The 17,166-nt window shown below is 72.8% G+C and carries 13 protein-coding genes; 9 read left to right on the top strand and 4 right to left on the bottom strand.

Annotation, left to right across the window (positions count from 1 at the left end):
* Positions 1–107 precede the first annotated feature (107 nt).
* The 5 genes from JOD64_RS09675 to JOD64_RS09655 all read left to right on the top strand — a co-directional run bounded on the left by JOD64_RS09675 (position 108) and on the right by JOD64_RS09655 (position 9,548).
* On the top strand, positions 108–3,740 hold the full coding sequence (locus JOD64_RS09675) for an ATP-dependent helicase (protein WP_204941929.1): 3,633 nt from the start codon (positions 108–110) through the stop codon (positions 3,738–3,740).
* Complete coding sequence (locus tag JOD64_RS09670) at positions 3,737–7,141, top strand: ATP-dependent helicase (protein ID WP_204941928.1); 3,405 nt, start codon at positions 3,737–3,739, stop codon at positions 7,139–7,141. Before JOD64_RS09675 ends, JOD64_RS09670 begins: the two co-directional genes overlap by 4 nt.
* Before the next feature lie 226 nt (positions 7,142–7,367).
* The gene (cspE, locus tag JOD64_RS09665) at positions 7,368–7,571 is read left to right on the top strand and encodes a transcription antiterminator/RNA stability regulator CspE (RefSeq protein WP_007464836.1); all 204 of its coding nucleotides are present in this window, start codon (positions 7,368–7,370) and stop codon (positions 7,569–7,571) included.
* A gap of 223 nt (positions 7,572–7,794) precedes the next feature.
* A complete protein-coding gene (locus JOD64_RS09660; protein ID WP_204941927.1) occupies positions 7,795–9,108 on the top strand; it encodes a DEAD/DEAH box helicase in 1,314 nt (437 codons plus the stop codon).
* Between the two features lie 239 nt (positions 9,109–9,347).
* Positions 9,348–9,548 carry a hypothetical protein gene (locus tag JOD64_RS09655; protein WP_204941926.1) on the top strand — a complete coding sequence of 67 codons (201 nt, stop codon included), beginning with the start codon at positions 9,348–9,350 and terminating at the stop codon, positions 9,546–9,548.
* A 290-nt stretch (positions 9,549–9,838) separates the two neighbouring features.
* Here the strand turns inward: JOD64_RS09655 and JOD64_RS09650 are convergent, their stop codons facing one another.
* From JOD64_RS09650 to JOD64_RS09640, 3 genes are read right to left on the bottom strand one after another with little or no spacing between them, the layout of a single operon-like run.
* Positions 9,839–10,723, bottom strand: a complete 885-nt coding sequence (locus tag JOD64_RS09650; RefSeq protein WP_204941925.1) for an ABC transporter permease — start codon at positions 10,721–10,723, stop codon at positions 9,839–9,841.
* The gene (locus tag JOD64_RS09645; RefSeq protein WP_204941924.1) at positions 10,713–11,492 is read right to left on the bottom strand and encodes an ABC transporter ATP-binding protein; all 780 of its coding nucleotides are present in this window, start codon (positions 11,490–11,492) and stop codon (positions 10,713–10,715) included. The genes JOD64_RS09650 and JOD64_RS09645 overlap by 11 nt, the downstream gene beginning before the upstream one ends.
* A complete protein-coding gene (locus JOD64_RS09640; RefSeq protein WP_204941923.1) occupies positions 11,489–12,553 on the bottom strand; it encodes an ABC transporter substrate-binding protein in 1,065 nt (354 codons plus the stop codon). The genes JOD64_RS09645 and JOD64_RS09640 overlap by 4 nt, the downstream gene beginning before the upstream one ends.
* Positions 12,554–12,605: 52 nt before the next feature.
* On the opposite strand from JOD64_RS09640, the gene JOD64_RS09635 reads away from it, so the two are divergent.
* The 4 genes from JOD64_RS09635 to nudC are packed head-to-tail and all read left to right on the top strand — an operon-like array spanning position 12,606 to position 16,593.
* Positions 12,606–12,914, top strand: a complete 309-nt coding sequence (locus JOD64_RS09635; RefSeq protein WP_372434111.1) for a hypothetical protein — start codon at positions 12,606–12,608, stop codon at positions 12,912–12,914.
* Between the two features lie 10 nt (positions 12,915–12,924).
* Positions 12,925–14,235, top strand: a complete 1,311-nt coding sequence (locus JOD64_RS09630) for a M16 family metallopeptidase (RefSeq protein WP_204941922.1) — start codon at positions 12,925–12,927, stop codon at positions 14,233–14,235.
* A 55-nt stretch (positions 14,236–14,290) separates the two neighbouring features.
* Positions 14,291–15,637 (top strand): M16 family metallopeptidase, encoded by a 1,347-nt coding sequence (locus JOD64_RS09625; protein WP_204941921.1) that lies wholly within the window; start codon positions 14,291–14,293, stop codon positions 15,635–15,637.
* Positions 15,634–16,593, top strand: coding sequence for an NAD(+) diphosphatase (nudC, locus tag JOD64_RS09620; RefSeq protein ID WP_204941920.1), 960 nt, complete (start codon positions 15,634–15,636; stop codon positions 16,591–16,593). Before JOD64_RS09625 ends, nudC begins: the two co-directional genes overlap by 4 nt.
* Positions 16,594–16,720: 127 nt before the next feature.
* On the opposite strand, the gene JOD64_RS09615 is transcribed toward nudC, so the two are convergent.
* The gene (locus JOD64_RS09615) at positions 16,721–16,996 is read right to left on the bottom strand and encodes a hypothetical protein (RefSeq protein ID WP_204941919.1); all 276 of its coding nucleotides are present in this window, start codon (positions 16,994–16,996) and stop codon (positions 16,721–16,723) included.
* Positions 16,997–17,166 lie beyond the last annotated feature (170 nt).

Below are 17,166 nucleotides of genomic sequence, written 5' to 3'. Positions count from 1 at the left end.
CATGATCGACGGAGGTGGATGGGGTGGGGTTGGGGGAGTGGGTTGGGGGAGTGGGTTGGGGTTGGCGGGGGTGGGTTGGTGTCGTATGGGCGTGATGGGATGAGCTGATGCAGGCGTACCGGTTGGTGCGGCGGTCCGGGGGGTCGGCGCCGGGGGGCGGGCCGGGCGATGGCACCGTGGCCGACAAGGGCACCGCGGCCGTCGGTCACGGCGCGGTCGTCGGTGGTGGCGCGGTCGTCGGTGGTGGCGCGGTCGTCGGTGGTGGCGCGTCCGTGGGTGCTGTCCTGCCTACCGACGGGACGGGCCTGCGGGTCGACGCCGTGCAGGCGGAGGTGGTCGGGCACACCGACGGGCCGATGCTCGTGCTCGGCGGCCCGGGCACCGGCAAGACCAGCACGCTGGTCGAGGCGGTCGCCGCCCGGGTGGCCGAGGGGGTCGACCCCGAACGGATCCTGGTGCTGACCTTCGGCCGTCGAGGCGCCACCGCGCTACGCCAGCGCATCGAGGCCCGCGTCACCCGGGACGGCCACCGGGTGCTCCGCGAGCCGCTGGTGCGCACCTTCCCGGCGTACGCCTTCGGGTTGCTCCGCCGCGCCGCCGCCGAACGAGGCGAGCCTTCGCCCCGGCTGCTCACCGGCCCCGAGCAGGATCTGATCATCCGCGAGCTGCTGGACGTGGTGGGCGAGGAGCCCGAGGACGACCCGGTCGGCTGGCCGACCGACCTGCGCCCCGCCCTCCGGACCCGGGCCTTCGCCGGTCAGCTGCGCGACCTGCTGATGCGCGCCGCCGAGCGCGGCGTAGGCCCGGTCGACCTGGCCCGGCTGGGCGAGAAGCTCGGCCGCGCCGACTGGCCGGCCGCCGCCCGCTTCCTGCGGGAGTACGTCGCCGTGCTCGCGCTGCGCGACGTCAGCAACCGGGGCTCCATCGCGTACGACCCGGCCGAGCTGGTCCGGGCGGCCACCGGTCTGCTGCGCGACGACGAGGAGTTGCTGACCGCCGAGCGTCGCCGGCTCGCCCACGTGTACCTCGACGAGTTGGCCGACACCGACCCCGCCCAGCTGGAGCTGCTCTCGGTGATCGCAGGCGGAGGCAAGCCGCTTGTCGCGTTCGCCGATCCGGATTCCTCCACGTACGCCTTCCGGGGCGCCGACCCGGCCGGGGTGACCGCGTTCCCGCACCGCTTCCGGACCGCCTCCGGAGCGCCGGCCGCGCAGGTGCTGCTGACCACGTCGTACCGGGCCGGGCCGGGTCTGCTCGCCGCGATCGCCCGGCTGGGTCGCCGGCTGCGTGGCCCGGCAGCGCACCGCCGGCTGCACCCGCTGCCGGACGCGCCACCCGGGGTGGTCGAGGTGCACACGTTCCGCTCGGCGACCAGCGAGGCCGCCTGGCTGGCCCACGCGCTGCGCTCGGCCCATCTGCTCGACGGCGTGCCCTGGTCGCGGATGGCGGTGCTGGTGCGGTCCACCGCGTTGCAACTGCCCACCCTGCGACGGGCACTGCACGCTGCCGGCGTACCCACCGTGGTGCACGGGGAGGATCTGCCCCTGCACCTGCAACCGGCGGTCGCACCGCTGCTGCTCCTGCTGCGCTGCGCGCTGGAGCCGGAGCGGCTCGACGAGGAGGCGGCGGTCGCGCTGCTGCACTCGCCGCTCGGCGGCGCCGACCCGCTGGCCGAGCGGCGGCTGCGCCAGGGCCTGCGTGCGCTCGCGCTGGCCGGCGGTGACCGACGTCCCTCCGGGGAGCTGATCGTCGAGGCGTTACTCGATCCGGAGGAGCTGGCCGGCATCGACCGGCGGTGGGCGGAGCCGGCGCAGGCGGTGGCCGGGCTGCTGGCCATCGCTCGCGAAGCCGCCGCCCGGCCGGGGTCGACCGCCGAGGACGTGCTCTGGGCGGTCTGGCACGCCAGTGGTCTCGCCGAGCGTTGGGCGGGCGCGATCAACCAGGGGCGCCCGGCGGCCGGCGAGGGGGACCTGGCCCGGAGGCGACGGGCCGAGGCGGCCGACCGTGACCTGGACGCCGTGCTGGTGCTCTTCGACGCGGCGGCCCGGTTCACCGACCGGCTGCCCGGTGCCCGCACCGAGGTCTTCCTCGACCATGTGCTCGCCCAGGACCTGCCGGCCGACACCATCGCGCCGACGGCCGACCGGGGCGCGGCGGTACGGCTGCTCACCGCGCACGCCGCGAAGGGCCTGGAATGGGACCTGGTCGCGGTGGCCGGCGTGCAGGAGGGCATCTGGCCGGACCTGCGGCTGCGTGGCAGTCTGCTCGGCTCCGAGCGGCTGGTCGACGTGCTGGCCGGCCGGTCTGTCGACGGTGCTGCCGCGGCGAACGTGGTGGGCCAGACGTCGGCGTTGCTGGACGAGGAACGCCGACTCTTCCACGTCGCCATCAGCCGGGCCCGGCACCGGCTGCTCGTCAGTGCCGTGGCATCGGCCGCCGTCGGCGGTGACGACCACGAGGAACAGCCGAGCCGGTTCCTGCACGAGCTGGTCCCCACCACGCCGCCCACACCGCCGAGCGGTGCCGGGCCGGTCGACCCGACCGCGCCGCCGGGTCCACGTACCGGCCCGCAGACGGGGGATCACGGCGGTAGCCCACCGAGCGCCCCGACCTCCGGCGACAGCGCGACCAACGGCCCGACCGGCGGCCCGACCGGCGGCGCGGCCAGCAGCGGGGCCAACGGCGCGACCGGGGGCGACGACGAGCCGGACCGTCCCGGGGCGCTGCCGGTGACCCGCCCACCCCGGGCGCTCACACTGCCGGCGCTGGTGGCCGAGCTGCGTACCGCCATCACCGACCCGGCCGCCCCGGCGGGCCGGCGGCGCGCCGCGGCGGCCGAGCTGGCCCGGCTCGCCGCCGCCGGGGTTTCCGGTGCACACCCCGACGACTGGTGGGGGTTGCGTGGGCTCTCCGACGACCGGCCGCTCGTCGACGAGGGGGATCCGGTGCGGGTCACCCCGTCGGCGATGGAGAGCGCGCTGCGGTGCAGCCTGCGGTGGCTGCTGGAACGGCACGGCGGCAGCGGCCCGACCAGCACGGCGCAGGGGGTGGGCAACCTGGTCCACGCCGCCGCGATGCTCGCCGAGGACGCCAGCGCCGACCGGGGCGCTCTGCTCGACTACGTGGCCGCCCGGTTCGACGCGATCGAGCTGGCGGCCCGGTGGATGGCCGGGCCGGAGCGGGAGCGAGCCGAGGCGATGGTCGACAAGTTGCTGCGCTGGCTGGCCACCAACCCGCGTCGGCTGCTCGCCATCGAGCACGAGTTCGCGGTCCGCCTGGACGACCCGAACCGCCCGGTCGACCTGACCGGTCGGGTCGACCGGCTGGAGGTCGACGAGGCCGGGCGGCTCGTGGTGATCGACCTGAAGACCGGCAAGTCCACAGCTGTCACCGGCACCGAGCTGGCCGAGCACCCGCAGCTCGGCGCGTACCAGGCTGCGGTGGAGGCGGGGGCGTTCGCCGAGTTCGGTGACGAGTCCGGGGGTGCGGCGCTGGTGCAGCTCGGCACTTCCGCCAAGGACGCCAGGGAACAGAACCAGCCGGCGGCAGGTGAAGGGCCCGCGGCCGGTTGGGCGACCGCGCTGGTCCGGCGCACCGCCGATACGATGGCAGCCGCCACGTTCGCCGCGGTGGCCAACTCGAAGTGCCGGGTCTGCCCGGTACGCACCAGCTGCCCGGTCTCCGGGCAGGGGCGCCAGGTGGTCGAGCCGCCGACCGTCCGACGTCCGGAGAACCCATGAGCCAGCCCACCCTGTTCGGCACCGGTCCCGCGCCGGCGCCGCGGCTGGCGGACTCCGGCCCCCGGTACACGCCGGTGGAGCTGGCCAAGCTGCTGCGGTTGCCGGCACCCACCCGGGAGCAGGCCGCGATCATCGCCGCCCCGGTGGAGCCGCTGCTGGTCGTCGCGGGGGCCGGCTCGGGCAAAACCGAGACGATGGCCGCGCGGGTGGTCTGGCTGGTGGCCAACTCGTACGTGCGCCCAGAGCAGATCCTCGGGCTGACCTTCACCCGTAAGGCGGCCGGCGAGCTGGCCCACCGGGTCCGCACCCGACTCGATCAGCTGATCCGCAGAGTTGGCCGGCAGGGTCGTGACCCGCTGGACGATCCGCTCGCCGGTGAGCCCACCGTCTCCACGTACCACTCGTACGCGGGGCGGATCGTCTCCGAGCACGGGCTGCGGGCCGGCTACGAGCCGTCCACCCGGCTGCTCACCGAGGCGTCCCGGTGGCAGTTGGTCGACCTGCTGGTGCGCAACTACGACGGCGACATGTCCGAGGTGGACCGGATGCCGAGCACCATCACCGACGCGGTGCTGGCGCTCGCCGGGGAGCTGGACGAGCACCTGGTCGCGCCGGACCAGTTGGCAGCCTGGACCGGTCGGTTCTTCGCCGAGGTGCAGTCCCGGCCGGGCCGGGTGTACGCCGACGTGCGCAAGGCGCTCGCCCTGCAGCAGACCCGGCTGCGACTGCTGCCGCTGGTGCGGGCGTATGCCCGGCGCAAGCAGGACTTCGAGGCGATGGACTTCGCCGACCAGCTCGCGCGGGCGGCTCGGGTGGCCCGGGATCACCCGGCGGTCGGCGAGATCGAACGGGATCGTTTCCGGGTGGTGTTGCTCGACGAGTACCAGGACACCAGCCACGCCCAGGTGGTGCTGCTCAACGCGTTGTTCGGCGGCGGGCACCCGGTGACCGCGGTGGGTGACCCGTGCCAGTCGATCTACGGTTGGCGGGGTGCCAGCGCCGGCACACTGGACCGGTTCCCCACCGAGTTCGCCCGCGCCGACGGTCAGCCGGCCCGGGCGCTGGGCCTCACCACGAGCTGGCGCAACCGCCCGGAGATCCTGCGGGTGGCGAACGCGCTGTCGACGCCGTTGCGCGCGGCGGGTGCCCGGGTGCCGGAGCTGCGCTCCGCGCTGACCGTCCGGGACCCGATCCCGCATCGCAGCCCCGGCGGGGCCGCGGGCGGCACGGTGCACTGCGCGATGCTGACGACGTACGCCGACGAGGCGGACTGGATCGCCGACAGTGTGCTCGCCGCCTGGCGTGGTGCGGCCCGGATGCCGGGCGCGGCCCCCGAGCACATCCCGGTGGCGCAGCGTCCGACGACTGCCGTGCTGGTCCGGGTCCGCAGCCAGATTCCGGCGATCGAATCGGCGCTGCGTGAGCGCGGCCTTCCGGTGGAGGTGGTCGGGCTGGGCGGCCTGCTGGACACCCCCGAGGTGCGTGACGTGGTCTGCACGCTGCGGGTGCTGGCCGACCCGACCGACGGTGCCGCGCTGCTGCGGTTGCTGACCGGTGCCCGTTGGCGGATCGGGCCGCGTGACCTGGTGGCGTTGCACCGACGGGCTCGGGCCATCGCCAAGGCCCGGCGGCAGGTGGCCGCCGACGACACCTCGGAGATCACCCCCGACCTGCTGGACGAGGCGACCCTGGTGGAGGCGCTGGCCGATCTCGGGCCGGCGCAGGCGTACTCGGCGGAGGGCTTCGCGCGGCTGCGCGCGTACGGCATGGAACTGGCGCTGTTGCGTTACCGGCTGGACCAGGCCCTGCCGGATCTGATCGCGGACATCGAGCGGACCATCGGCCTGGACGTGGAGGTCGCGGTGCGGGCCGGCCGGGACGGCGCCGGCGACGCCGGCTTGGCCCGGGGGCACCTGGACGCGCTCGGTGACGTGGCGGCCCGCTTCAGTGGGGAGACGCCGGGCGCGACCCTGTCCGGCTTCCTGTCCTACCTGGCCGCCGCGGAGGACGAGGAGCGCGGTCTGGCGCCGGGTGAGGTCGAGGTGGTGGAGGGCGCGGTGCAGGTGGTCACGGCGCACGCCGCGAAGGGCCTGGAGTGGGACGTGGTGGCGGTGGCAGGGCTGAGCCGCGGGTTGTGGCCGGGGCCGGTACGCAACTCCGACCACTGGTTGGGCGGGCTGGGCGTGTTGCCGTTCCCGCTGCGTGGCGACGCCGACGGGTTGCCCGAGTTGGCGCTCGACGAGGCGGCGGACCAGCGGGCGGTGGCCCGGGCGGTGACCGACTTCACCGACGCGTGGCGGGCCCACGACGAGCGGGAGGAACGCCGGCTGACGTATGTGGCGGTCACCCGACCCCGCCGGCTGCTGCTCTGCTCGGGCTACTGGTGGGGTGAGGGCACGAAGCGACCGCGAGGTCCGTCGGTCTTCCTGCGCGAGATCTACGACGCCTGCCTCGACGGCGGGCCGGGGCACCTGATCGACGCGTGGGCGCCGGAGCCGACCCCGGATGCGACGAACCCCACGGCCGAGGTGGTGCTCCGCGCGGAGTGGCCGGCCGATCCACTGGGCGGCCGTCGGCCGGCGTTGGCCGAGGCGGCCGGGCTGGTGCGCCGTCTGATGACCGATGGCCCGACTTCGGTGGTCGCCGAGCCGGTGGGGTCGGTGGTCGCCGGGCCGATGGTGTCGGTCGAGCCGGAGGTGGACCCGGAGGTGGCGCGCTGGCAGCGCGAGGCGGACCTGCTGCTGGCCGAGCGGGCCGAGCTGACTCGGCTCTCCGGTGCGGTCGAGGTGGCCCTGCCCGGGCAGTTGAGCGTCACTCAGCTGGTCGCGTTGCGACGTGATCCGGCGGCGCTGGCCCGTACGCTGCGCCGCCCGGTTCCGGCCGAGCCCAACCCGTACGCCCGCCGAGGCACCGCGTTCCACGCCTGGTTGGAGCAGCGCTTCGGCGCGGACCGACTCCTGGACCTGGACGAGCTGCCCGGTGCGGCCGACGCGGATGCCGCGCCCGACGAGGCGCTGGCCGAGCTCCAGGAGCGGTTCCTGGCCAGCGAGTGGGCCGACCGGTCACCGGTGGAGGTGGAGGTCCCGTTCGCCACGGTGATCGCTCAGGTGGTGGTGCGAGGGCGGATGGACGCGGTCTTCGCCCGGCCGGGTGGACGGTTCGACGTGGTCGACTGGAAGACCGGCGCGCAACCCACCGGGCCGGCGGCGGAGGTGGCCGCCGTGCAGTTGGCCGTGTACCGGCTGGCCTGGGCGGACCTGGCCGGCGTGCCGGTCGACCGGGTGGGCGCGGCGTTTCACTACGTCCGGCGCGGGGTGACTGTCCGGCCTGCCGACCTGCTGGACGTGACGGGTCTCACAGCCATGATCGCCCAGTTGCCCGAGGATTCCGCCCAACATTGACCTAGGCGGGGAAATCCGTGGTAGGTTGACCGGGTTGCAGTTTTGGTTACCAGAGACTCTGTGTGCGCCTGGCGGGATTGTGGCCCCAGGCGCTCTTTGTTGTGTCCGGAGTTCTCCGGGCGGGGCGACCAGAAGCGACAGGCGATTCGCGCATCCCCGCGCGGAGCGCTCCTCTTCGGGCACGCAACAAGTGCGAGTCCGACGTTCCGTCAAGGAGACGAAACACATGGCTATTGGCACCGTGAAGTGGTTCAACGCTGACAAGGGCTTCGGCTTCATCACCCCGGACGGCGGCGGCGCTGACGTCTTCGCCCACTTCTCGGCGATCCAGTCCTCCGGCTACCGGAGCCTGGACGAGAACCAGCGGGTCGAGTTCGAGGTGACCCAGGGCCAGAAGGGCCCGCAGGCGGAGAACATCCGCCCGCTCTGATCTTCGGATCGGTCTGCATTACCTGTCGCGCCCTCCGGGTGTGACGGTGACGGGACCGGCCCGCCTCGCCGCCGCCTGCCTCCGCAGGTGGCGGCCCGGTGGCGGGCCGGCCCGTACTCCAATCGGTTCGTGCTTGTGAGTCCTGGCTGCCTTTTTGCCGCCGGTGACAGCGCCGACTTCGGCGCCCTCCCTCGACACGTGCCGCGTCGAGGAAGGCTTCCGCATGACCACAGTTATTCCTTCTTTCGCTCATACCGGGCTGGCACCGGCTCTGCTCACCGCGTTGACCGCGCAGGGCATCAACGAGCCGTTCCCGATCCAGTCGGCGACGCTGCCCGACTCGCTCGCCGGCCGGGACGTGCTGGGCCGGGGTCGTACCGGCTCCGGCAAGACCCTCGCCTTCGGGCTTGCGCTGCTGTCCCGCACCGCCGGCCGTAAGGCCCGGCCGGGTCGCCCGCTGGCCCTGGTGCTGGTGCCGACCCGTGAGCTGGCCCAGCAGGTCACCACCGCGCTCGCCCCGTACGCCCGCGCTGTCGGGCTGCGCTGCACCACCGTCGTCGGCGGGCTGTCGTTGCAGCGGCAGGCCGACGCTCTGCGGGCCGGCGCCGAGGTGGTTGTCGCCACCCCCGGTCGGCTGCACGACCTGATCAACCGCGGCGACGCCCGGCTGGACCAGGTCGAGATCACCGTGCTGGACGAGGCCGACCAGATGGCCGACATGGGCTTCCTGCCGCAGGTCACCAAGCTGCTGGAGCAGGTTGCGCCGCAGGGGCAGCGGATGCTCTTCTCCGCCACCCTGGACGGCGGCGTGGACCGGTTGGTCCGCCGTTTCCTGAGCAACCCGGTCACCCACTCGGTCGACCCGGGCACCGCCACTGTCACCGCGATGACCCACCACGTGCTGCACGTCGAGGCCGCGGACAAGCCCGACGCGCTGACCCGGATCGCCGCCCGTGAGGGCCGCACCATCCTGTTCATGGGCACCAAGCACCGCGCCGACCGGCTCGCCCGCCAGTTGCTCTCCAAGGGGGTACGCGCGGCCGCGCTGCACGGCGGCAAGTCCCAGCCGCAGCGCACCCGCATCCTGGAGCAGTTCCGCAACGGCCAGGTGACCGCTCTGGTCGCCACCGACGTTGCGGCCCGGGGCATCCACGTGGATGGCCTGGACATGGTGGTCAACGTGGACCCGCCGACCGAGGCGAAGGACTACCTGCACCGGGGCGGCCGGACCGCCCGGGCCGGCGAGTCCGGTTCCGTGGTCACCCTGGTCCTGCCGGAGCAGCGCCGGGACGTGTCCCGGCTGATGGCCACCGCCGGTATCCGGCCCGAGTCGGTCCAGGTGCGTTCCGATGGCGAGGCGCTGGCCCGGGTGACCGGTGCTCGCGAGCCGTCCGGTGTGCCGGTGACCATCGTTGCTCCGCCGGCACCCGCTGGCCGGGTACGCACCGCTGGCGGCCCGGTCGCCGACGGCGCCGCCCGGTCGGCGCACCGCGCGTCGGGTCGGTCCCGCCGCCCGCGTCGCCCGCGTACCGTCTGATCTTCGTCGCACCGTCTCCGACCCGCCCCGCTTCGGCCGGGCGGGTCGGTTTCGCCTTCGGCCTGTTCCGCCGCCGCCATACTGGCCGCCGCCGTCGTGGTCCGGTCATGTGACCGTTCGGTTGAATCGGTAATCAGCCTCTAATGGGTCGGCTGGCCGACTGTGTCCCGGCTGCCCGTGGTCGAAGCTGATCGGCGGGGGGAAGTCGGGCCGGGGGGCCCGGCGTGGGAGGGGTGACCATGGCGGGCGAAGCCGGCTCGGGTGCACTGCGCGAACTGATCCTGGTGGTCGCGGTGGCGCTCGCCGGTCTGTTGCTCGCCATGGCCGCAGCCTTCGCACCCTGGCACGCCACCTCTGCGGGTAACGCTCCCGCGAGTCTGGTGGAGCTGCACAGCCCTGGCGACCCGAGCTCCGGCCCGGTTGTCGTACACGTGGGCTGAGCAGCGGCCGGCCGACCGGTGCCGGGAAGGGGCAGGCCCGGTCAGGATCGGTACGAGGTGTGGTCGGGTCGGCGGGGCACCGACCCGACCACATCGCGTCTCCGACGGTGATCTCGTCGGGTGGACGGGTCAGCGCGTACCCGCCGTCAGTCTCACCACCGCCACCGCCACCGCCACCGCCACCGCCACGGCCACCGCCACCGCCGACGTCACTGCCGCCGCCGCTATCTGCGGCGACGGCGAGCATCGCCCGGAGCGCGTAGTCGCTGCGCGCGGAGACGTACACGGGATCAGTTGCCCGCCTGGTCGAGTACACCCCAGCGCCGTCGGATCGCCTTGTCGGCCGCACCGAACGCGGCGTCGACGACCAGGCCGAGTACCAGGATGACGATCATGGTGGAGAGCAGCCAGGGTGCGTCGGACAGCTCGCGGGAGTAGGTCAGCTGGGCGCCGAGCGAGGTCTGCGAGATGCCGACCACGAGCAGTTCACCGGCCATCAGACTGCGCCAGGAGAACGCCCACCCCTGCTTCAGCCCGGCGACGATCGCGGGCAGTGCGGCGGGTGCGGTGACGTACCGGTAGAGGTTGAGCCCGCGAGCGCCCAGGTTGCGGCCGGCCCGCAGCAGCAGCGGCGGCACGTAGTCCACACCGGAGATCACGCCGTTGGCAATGGACGGCGCCGCGCCGAGCACCACCACGAAGAAGATCGCCTTCTCGCTCAGCTCGAAGAGCAGGATGGCCAGCGGGAACCAGGCGATCGACGGCATGGTCTGCAACGCCGTGATCATCGAGCCGAGGGCGGCGCGCAGCACCGTGGACCGGGCCACCGCCAAGCCGAGCAGCAGGCCGACGGCTACCGAGAAGACGTACCCGACGGCGGCTCGCCGCAGCGTGGTGAGCAGGCCGTCCCAGAGCTGCGGGCCCTGGGCCTGGGCGATCAGCTCACGGCCGACCTCCAGCGGCCCCGGCAGGGAGTACGGCGGCTTCCAGCCCGACCAGACCACGAACTGCCAGGCCGCGATGGCGATGGTCAGCGCCGCCAGCTTGGGCCAGGTGGCCGCCCAGATGCGGGCGCCCCGGGTGACCTCCTTGTCCCGGCCGGCGATCTCCAACGCGTCCAGGCCGGAGATCTCCGCGTCGGTACGCGCCGAACTGGTGAGGGTGTCACTGGCCATGGCGGCCCACCTCCGTACGGAGCCGCTCGGTGACCTCGGCGGCGATGGCGGCGACCTCGGGGGAGTCGATCCGCCGTGGGCGCGGGATGTCCACCTCGGTGGAGTAGATGATCCGGCCGGGGCGGCTGGAGAGCAGGATGATCCGGTCGGCCAGTCGGGCGGCCTCACGGACGTTGTGCGTGACGAAGAGCACCGAGAGCGGGCGTTCCGACCAGATGCGTTCCAGCTCGTCGTGCAGGATGTCGCGGGTCATCGCGTCCAGCGCGCCGAACGGTTCGTCCATGAGCAGCACCGGGGTATCCAGGGCCAGGGTGCGGGCCAGTGCGACCCGTTGACGCATTCCGCCGGAGAGCTCGTGCGGGCGCTTGCGGCCGAAGTCGGCCAGGTGCACGGTGCGCAGCAGCTCGGCGACCCGTTCCCGGCGCTCGGCCCGGGGCAGCCGGCGTAGCTTCAGCGGCACCTCCACGTTGGCGTCGACGGTCAGCCAGGGAAAGAGCGCCGGCTCCTGGAACATCAGACCCGGGTTGGCGTCGCCGGCCAGGGTGATCTGCCCACCACTGACCCGGTCCAGCCCGGCGACCAGGTTGAGCAGCGTGCTCTTGCCGCAGCCGGAGGCGCCGACCAGGCAGACGAACTCGCCGGGCGCGACGTCCAGGGACACACCGTCCAGGGCCAGGACGGCGTTCGCCCCGCGCCCGTACACCTTGGTCACGCCGGAGAGCGCGACCGCGGTGGTCGCGCTTCCCGGTGTCGTCGTGGTCGACGTCATGGCTGGACGACCTCGGGCTTGCCCTGCGCCTTGAGCGCGTTGTTGAGGTACGTCAGGTCGTACAGGCCCTTGAGGTCGACCGGGTCGGTCAGCTTCACCTCGACGGCGTGGTCGAGCCCAGCCTTGAGGGAGGAGGAGATCGGGTCGTTGGTGAATTCCAACGTCGGCCACGCCTGCTTGATCAGCTTCAGGTCGAGCGGCTTGCCGGTGATCTTGCCGATCGCGTCGGAGATCGCCTGCTGGGCCTCGTCGGGCTTGGTGTTGACGAAATCGTTGGCGGCGACCTGGCCGTCGACCAGCTTCTGCACCACGTCCGGGTGCGCCTTGAGGAACTTCGTGCTGACCAGCAGGTTGGTGATGACGAACTTCTTGTCCGGCCACAGGTCGCGCTCGTCGACCAGCACCTTGCCGCCGGCGTTGACCAGGCGGGAGACGAACGGCTCGGGCACCCAGGCGCCGTCGATCGCACCGCTGTTGAACGTCTCGACGGTCTGGGCGTTCTCCTGCGGCACGATCTTGACGTCACCACCACCCTCCTTGGTGGTGGTGAGGCCCTGCTGCTTGAGCCAGTAACGGATCGCCACGTCCTGGGTGTTGCCCAACTGCGGGGTGGCGATCTTCCTGCCCTTCAGGTCCTGCGCCCCGGTGATGCCGGGCTTGACGACCAGCGCCACGCCGCCGGAGGCCGCGCCGGAGATGACCCGGACGGCCTCGCCCTTGGACTTGGAGAAGGCGTTCACCGTCGGGTTCGGACCGATGTAGGTGGCGTCCAGCGCGCCGGAGAAGACGGCCTCGATGGCGGCCGGGCCGGCGTTGAAGGTCTTCGGGTCCAGCGTGACGTCGGCACCGAGCTTCTCGGCGAAGATGCCCTTCTCGACGCCGACGACCGCCGGCGCGTGGGTGATGTTGGGGAAGTAGCCGAGACGTAGCGTCACCGGGCCGGAGCTGCCACCCGTGCCGTCGCTGTCGCCGCCGCACGCGGCGGTGCTGCCGAGGGTCGCCGCGCCGAGGGCGGTGAGGGTGGCCAGGGTGACCAACCGGCGCAGGGGGAGCCGTCTCATCGTCCATCCAATCCGCAGTATTCCTACTTAGTTGGTAGGAAGAGTGGGTCAGGTGGTGGGCAGCGTCAAGACCCGTCCAGATGCCGGGATCGCACGTCTCGAATATGTCGGTATTTCCTACCAGCTTGCTAGGGTAATCGTCGCTGGCGAGGGCACCGGCACCGCGCTGGTCGGCAGCTACGCCGAGGTCGCGGCCCGGATCGACGAGTACGCCCCGCTCGGCATCGACGAATTCGTCCTCTCCGGGTGGCCGCACCGGCAGGAGGCCGAGCGGGTGGGCGCCGAGGTGCTGCCTCTGGTCACTGCCCCGGTGGCGGCGGCTCCGGGGAGGTCGCCGGTGGCGGGGGTGCCGACGCGCTAGGGTCGACCCCGTGACGGCGCGGAGATCCAGAATTCCAGCGACGAAGTATCCGGTCGAGCGGTTCACCCTCGACAACGGCCTGCGGGTGGTGCTCACCCCCGATCGCAGTGCACCGGTGATCGGAGTGGCAGTCGTCTACGACGTCGGCATCCGCTCCGAGCCGGAAGGTCGCACCGGCTTCGCCCATCTCTTCGAGCACCTGATGTTCCAGGGCTCGGAAAACCTGGAGAAGCTGGCCCACTTCCGGCATGTGCAGGGCGCCGGCGGCACCTTCAACGGCTCCACCCACCTGGACTACACCGACTACTTCGAGACGCTGCCGAGCAACGCACTGGAACGCGCGCTGTTCCTGGAGGCGGACCGGATGCGCGGCCCTCGGCTGACCGAGGAGAACCTGCGCAACCAGGTCGACGTGGTCAAGGAGGAGATCCGGGTCAACGTCCTCAACCGGCCGTACGGCGGCTTCCCCTGGCTGACCCTGCCGCCGGTCATGTTCGACACCTTCCCGAACGCGCACGACGGCTACGGCTCCTTCGACGATCTGGAGTCGGCGACCGTCGCCGACGCCGCCGACTTCTTCCGCCGCTACTACGCCAGCGGCAACGCGGTCCTTGCCGTCAGCGGCGACATCGACGTGGCCGAGGCAACCGAGCTGGTCAACCGCCACTTCGGTGACGTACCAGCCCGGCCGGCTCCGGAGCGGCCCGACTTCACCGAACCCGACCTGACCGCCGAGCGGCGCACCGCGTACACCGATGCCCTGGCACCGCTGCCGGCGGTGGCCGGCGCCTGGCGGGTGCCGGACCCGGTCACCGACTTCGCCGGCTACCTGCCGTACGTGGTGCTGGCCGAGGTGCTCACCGACGGCGACGCGTCGCGGCTGGTCGAGCGCCTGGTGCAGCGCGACCGCACGGTGACCAGCCTCGGCGGTTACCTCGGCTTCATGGGCGACCCCTTCGACGTACGCGATCCCACCGCACTGCTGTTGCAGGCGCACCTGCCACCCGGGGGAGACGTGGACAAGGTGCTGCGCACCATCGACGAGGAACTGGACCGGCTGGCCAGCGACGGGCTGACCGACGGTGAGCTGGCCCGCACCCAGGCCCGGATGGCGACCCACCTGCTGCGCGACACCGACGCGGTGCTCGGCCGGGCGCTGCGCATGGCGGTCCTGGAGCAGCAACGCGGCGAACCGGGCCTGCTCAACGAGCTGCCCCGGCTGGTCGGCGAGGTCACCGAGGAGCAGGTCCGGGCCGCCGCGGCCACCCTCCGCCCGGAGCGTCGGGCCGCGATCGAGGTCATTGCCGGAGGCGTTAGGTGAGCGCGAGGAGTGAGCCGGTTTTGCGAGCCCCGCAGTCGCGAACGAAGGTGACACAGTGACTGGTACGACCATCGCTTCCGTCGGGCCGCGTACGTTGCCGCCGCTCGGCCCGACCCGCAAGCTCAAGGTGCCCAAGCAGGCCGAGCGCACGCTGCGCAACGGCCTCACCGTGATCGCCGTACGCCGGCCTGCCGTGCCGCTGGTCGAGCTGCGGCTCTGGGTCCCGTTCGGTCGGGTACACCTGGCCCGCGGCGCGATGCTCTCGCAGACCATGCTGTCCGGCACCGACTCGATGACCAGCGTGCAGATCGCCGCCGAGTTGCAGAAGGTGGGTGGCGGGCTCTCCGCGGGCGTCGACCCGGACCGGCTGATGCTCTCCGGCGCGGGGCTGGTCACCGGCCTGGACCGGATGCTGGAGCTGTTGGCCGAGGTGCTGACCAGCGCCAGCTATCCCAGCGACGAGGTGGCCACCGAACGGGACCGACTGGTCGACCGGATCCAGGTGGCGCAGAGCCAACCGGCGCACCTGGCCCGGGAGGCGCTGCTGAAGCGGGTCTACGGCCGGCACCCGTACGCGACGCAGACCCCGGAGCCGGGCCAGATCCGCGCCGTCCGACCGGCGGCGTTGCGCACCCTGCACGCGGAGCGTGTTCACCCGGTCGGCGCGCAGTTGGTGCTGGTCGGCGACGTGCAGCCGGAGAAGGCCCTGGACGCGGCCGAGCGGGCCCTGGGCGGTTGGGCGGGCGCCGGGCGTACCGCCGACCTGCCGGCGATCCCGCCGCTGGAGCCGGGGCCGCTGCTGCTGGTCGACCGGCCCGGCTCGGTGCAGTCCTCACTGCGGATCGCGCTCCCGGCCGTGTCCCGCACGGACCCCGACCACGCTCCGCTGCAACTCGCCAACCTGATCTTCGGTGGCTACTTCTCCTCCCGTTGGGTGGAGAACATCCGCGAGGACAAGGGCTACACGTACGGCCCGCACTCGGGGATCGAGCACTCGGTCGCCGGGTCGGTGCTGGTCGCCGCCGCCGAGGTGGCCACCGAGGTGACCGGCCCGGCGTTGCTCGAGACGACGTACGAGCTGGGTCGGCTGGCGTCGCTGCCACCGAAGCCCGAGGAGTTGGAGCAGGCCCGTCAGTACGCCCTGGGAACCCTTCAGCTCGGCATGTCCACCCAGGCCGGGTTGGCGGCGCTGACCAGCGCGTACGCGGGCAACGGGCTGCGCCTGGACTTCCTCGCCGAGTACGCGGCGAGGTTGGCGAAGGCGAGCATCGACGACGTCGCGCAGGCGGCGGCCCGGTACCTTGCGCCGGCCCGGGCGGCGATCGTGGTGCTCGGCGACGCAGAGCGGGTCACGCCGGGCCTGGCCGCGCTGACCACGGTCCACACCGAGCCTGTGTCGTGAGCGGGGAGGTGGCACCGCCGTTGGCCCGCTCCACGCTGGATCGGGCGGCACACCGGCGGGGTGACGCGCAGTGGTTGACCGAGGCGTGGCTGCGTGCCCGGGTGCTGGTGCTCGACTCGACCGACCAGGGGCGGACGCTGGCCCGTACGGGCACGTCGCCTCCGGCGCTGGTGCTGTTCGGTTCGGCCGACGTGCCCGCCGGGTCCGAGTCGACGGCGATGTTCCTCGGTGTCGAGCCGGACGGGGTGCCGGTCTTCGCGGTCGACGCGCCGCTTCCGGCGCTACCGGGGACCCGGGCGGTCAACCTGCGCGAGGTGGGCCACCTGCTCGCCGACCGGGAGGCCGGCATCTTCACCACCGCGTTGGCGCTGGTCAACTGGCACACCCGGCACGGCTACTCGACGAGCAGCGGGGCACCGACCGCGATGGACGAGGCCGGTTGGTCCCGGGTGGACCGTAACGGTGGGCGGATCTGGCCGCGTACCGATCCGGCGATGATCGTGCTGGTGCACGACGGCGTGGACGGCCCGGACGGGCACTGTCTGCTGGGCAACAACGCCAGCTGGCCGGGCACCCCGGGCGGTCGGCGCTACTCCTGCCTGGCCGGCTATGTCGAGCCGGGCGAGTCGGCGGAGGCCGCCGTGCTGCGCGAGGTCCGCGAGGAGGTGGGCATCACCGTGGAGCGCGTCGGGTATGTGGGCAGCCAGGCATGGCCTTTCCCCGGCTCGCTGATGCTCGGCTTCCTGGCCACCGCGGACCCGACCGTTCCGGTGCAGGTCGACCCGTCCGAGATCGCCTACGCCCGGTGGTTCTCACGCCGGGAGATCGGTGCGGCGCTGGCCGGGCAGACGGTGGACGTGGGCGATGGGGCCGGGTTGCTCCTTCCGCCACCGTCGTCGATCGCGCTGTTCCTCATCCACCGTTGGCTGGACGGCTGGGTGGACGCCGGACAGTGAGCACGGTCCCGGCCCGTGGCCGCCGTTGCCGCGGCGGTCACGGGCCGGGAACACGGGCCGTCGTGGTCGGCGGGTGCGAGTAACGCGGCGGGGGAGCCGGTCCAACCACGACGGACGTCTGGTGCAATCAGGGGCCGGTGCGGCCTGGTCTGTTTCGGAAGGCGGGTCGGGGCTCGCTCAGCGGCACGACCTTGACCCGTTGCTTGCCGGCGCGGACCGCGCCGACCGTGGCCAGGGCGCGGGCCAGCAGCAGTGCAGCGTCCCGGTCCTCGGCGTGCACGATCTGCCGTCGCGGCTCGGGCGTGGTCGTCTCGTCACGAAGTCGGTGGCCGTCCGCCCAGGCGGCGGCGATGTCCCCGTCGGCGACGGCGCGGATGTCGGTGCGAACGATCAGGAACCGCATGAGGGTCTCCGGATGAACCGCGACGGATGAGCCAGTGTGGAAGTTCCACGTATCCGAGGGCCATGTTACGCCGCGTGTTCATTCCAGCAACGCAAACGCGCCTATCGGTTTTGAGCCTCGTCCGATCATCCGATGGCTGCTCAGCGGGCTTGGCGGGCAACGAGACGGGG

This window comes from Micromonospora luteifusca, from assembly GCF_016907275.1.
In the GTDB taxonomy this organism is placed as follows: domain Bacteria; phylum Actinomycetota; class Actinomycetes; order Mycobacteriales; family Micromonosporaceae; genus Micromonospora; species Micromonospora luteifusca.
Note: the sequence above shows the minus strand (reverse complement) of the source record. Positions and strands in the feature narration are given on the sequence as shown.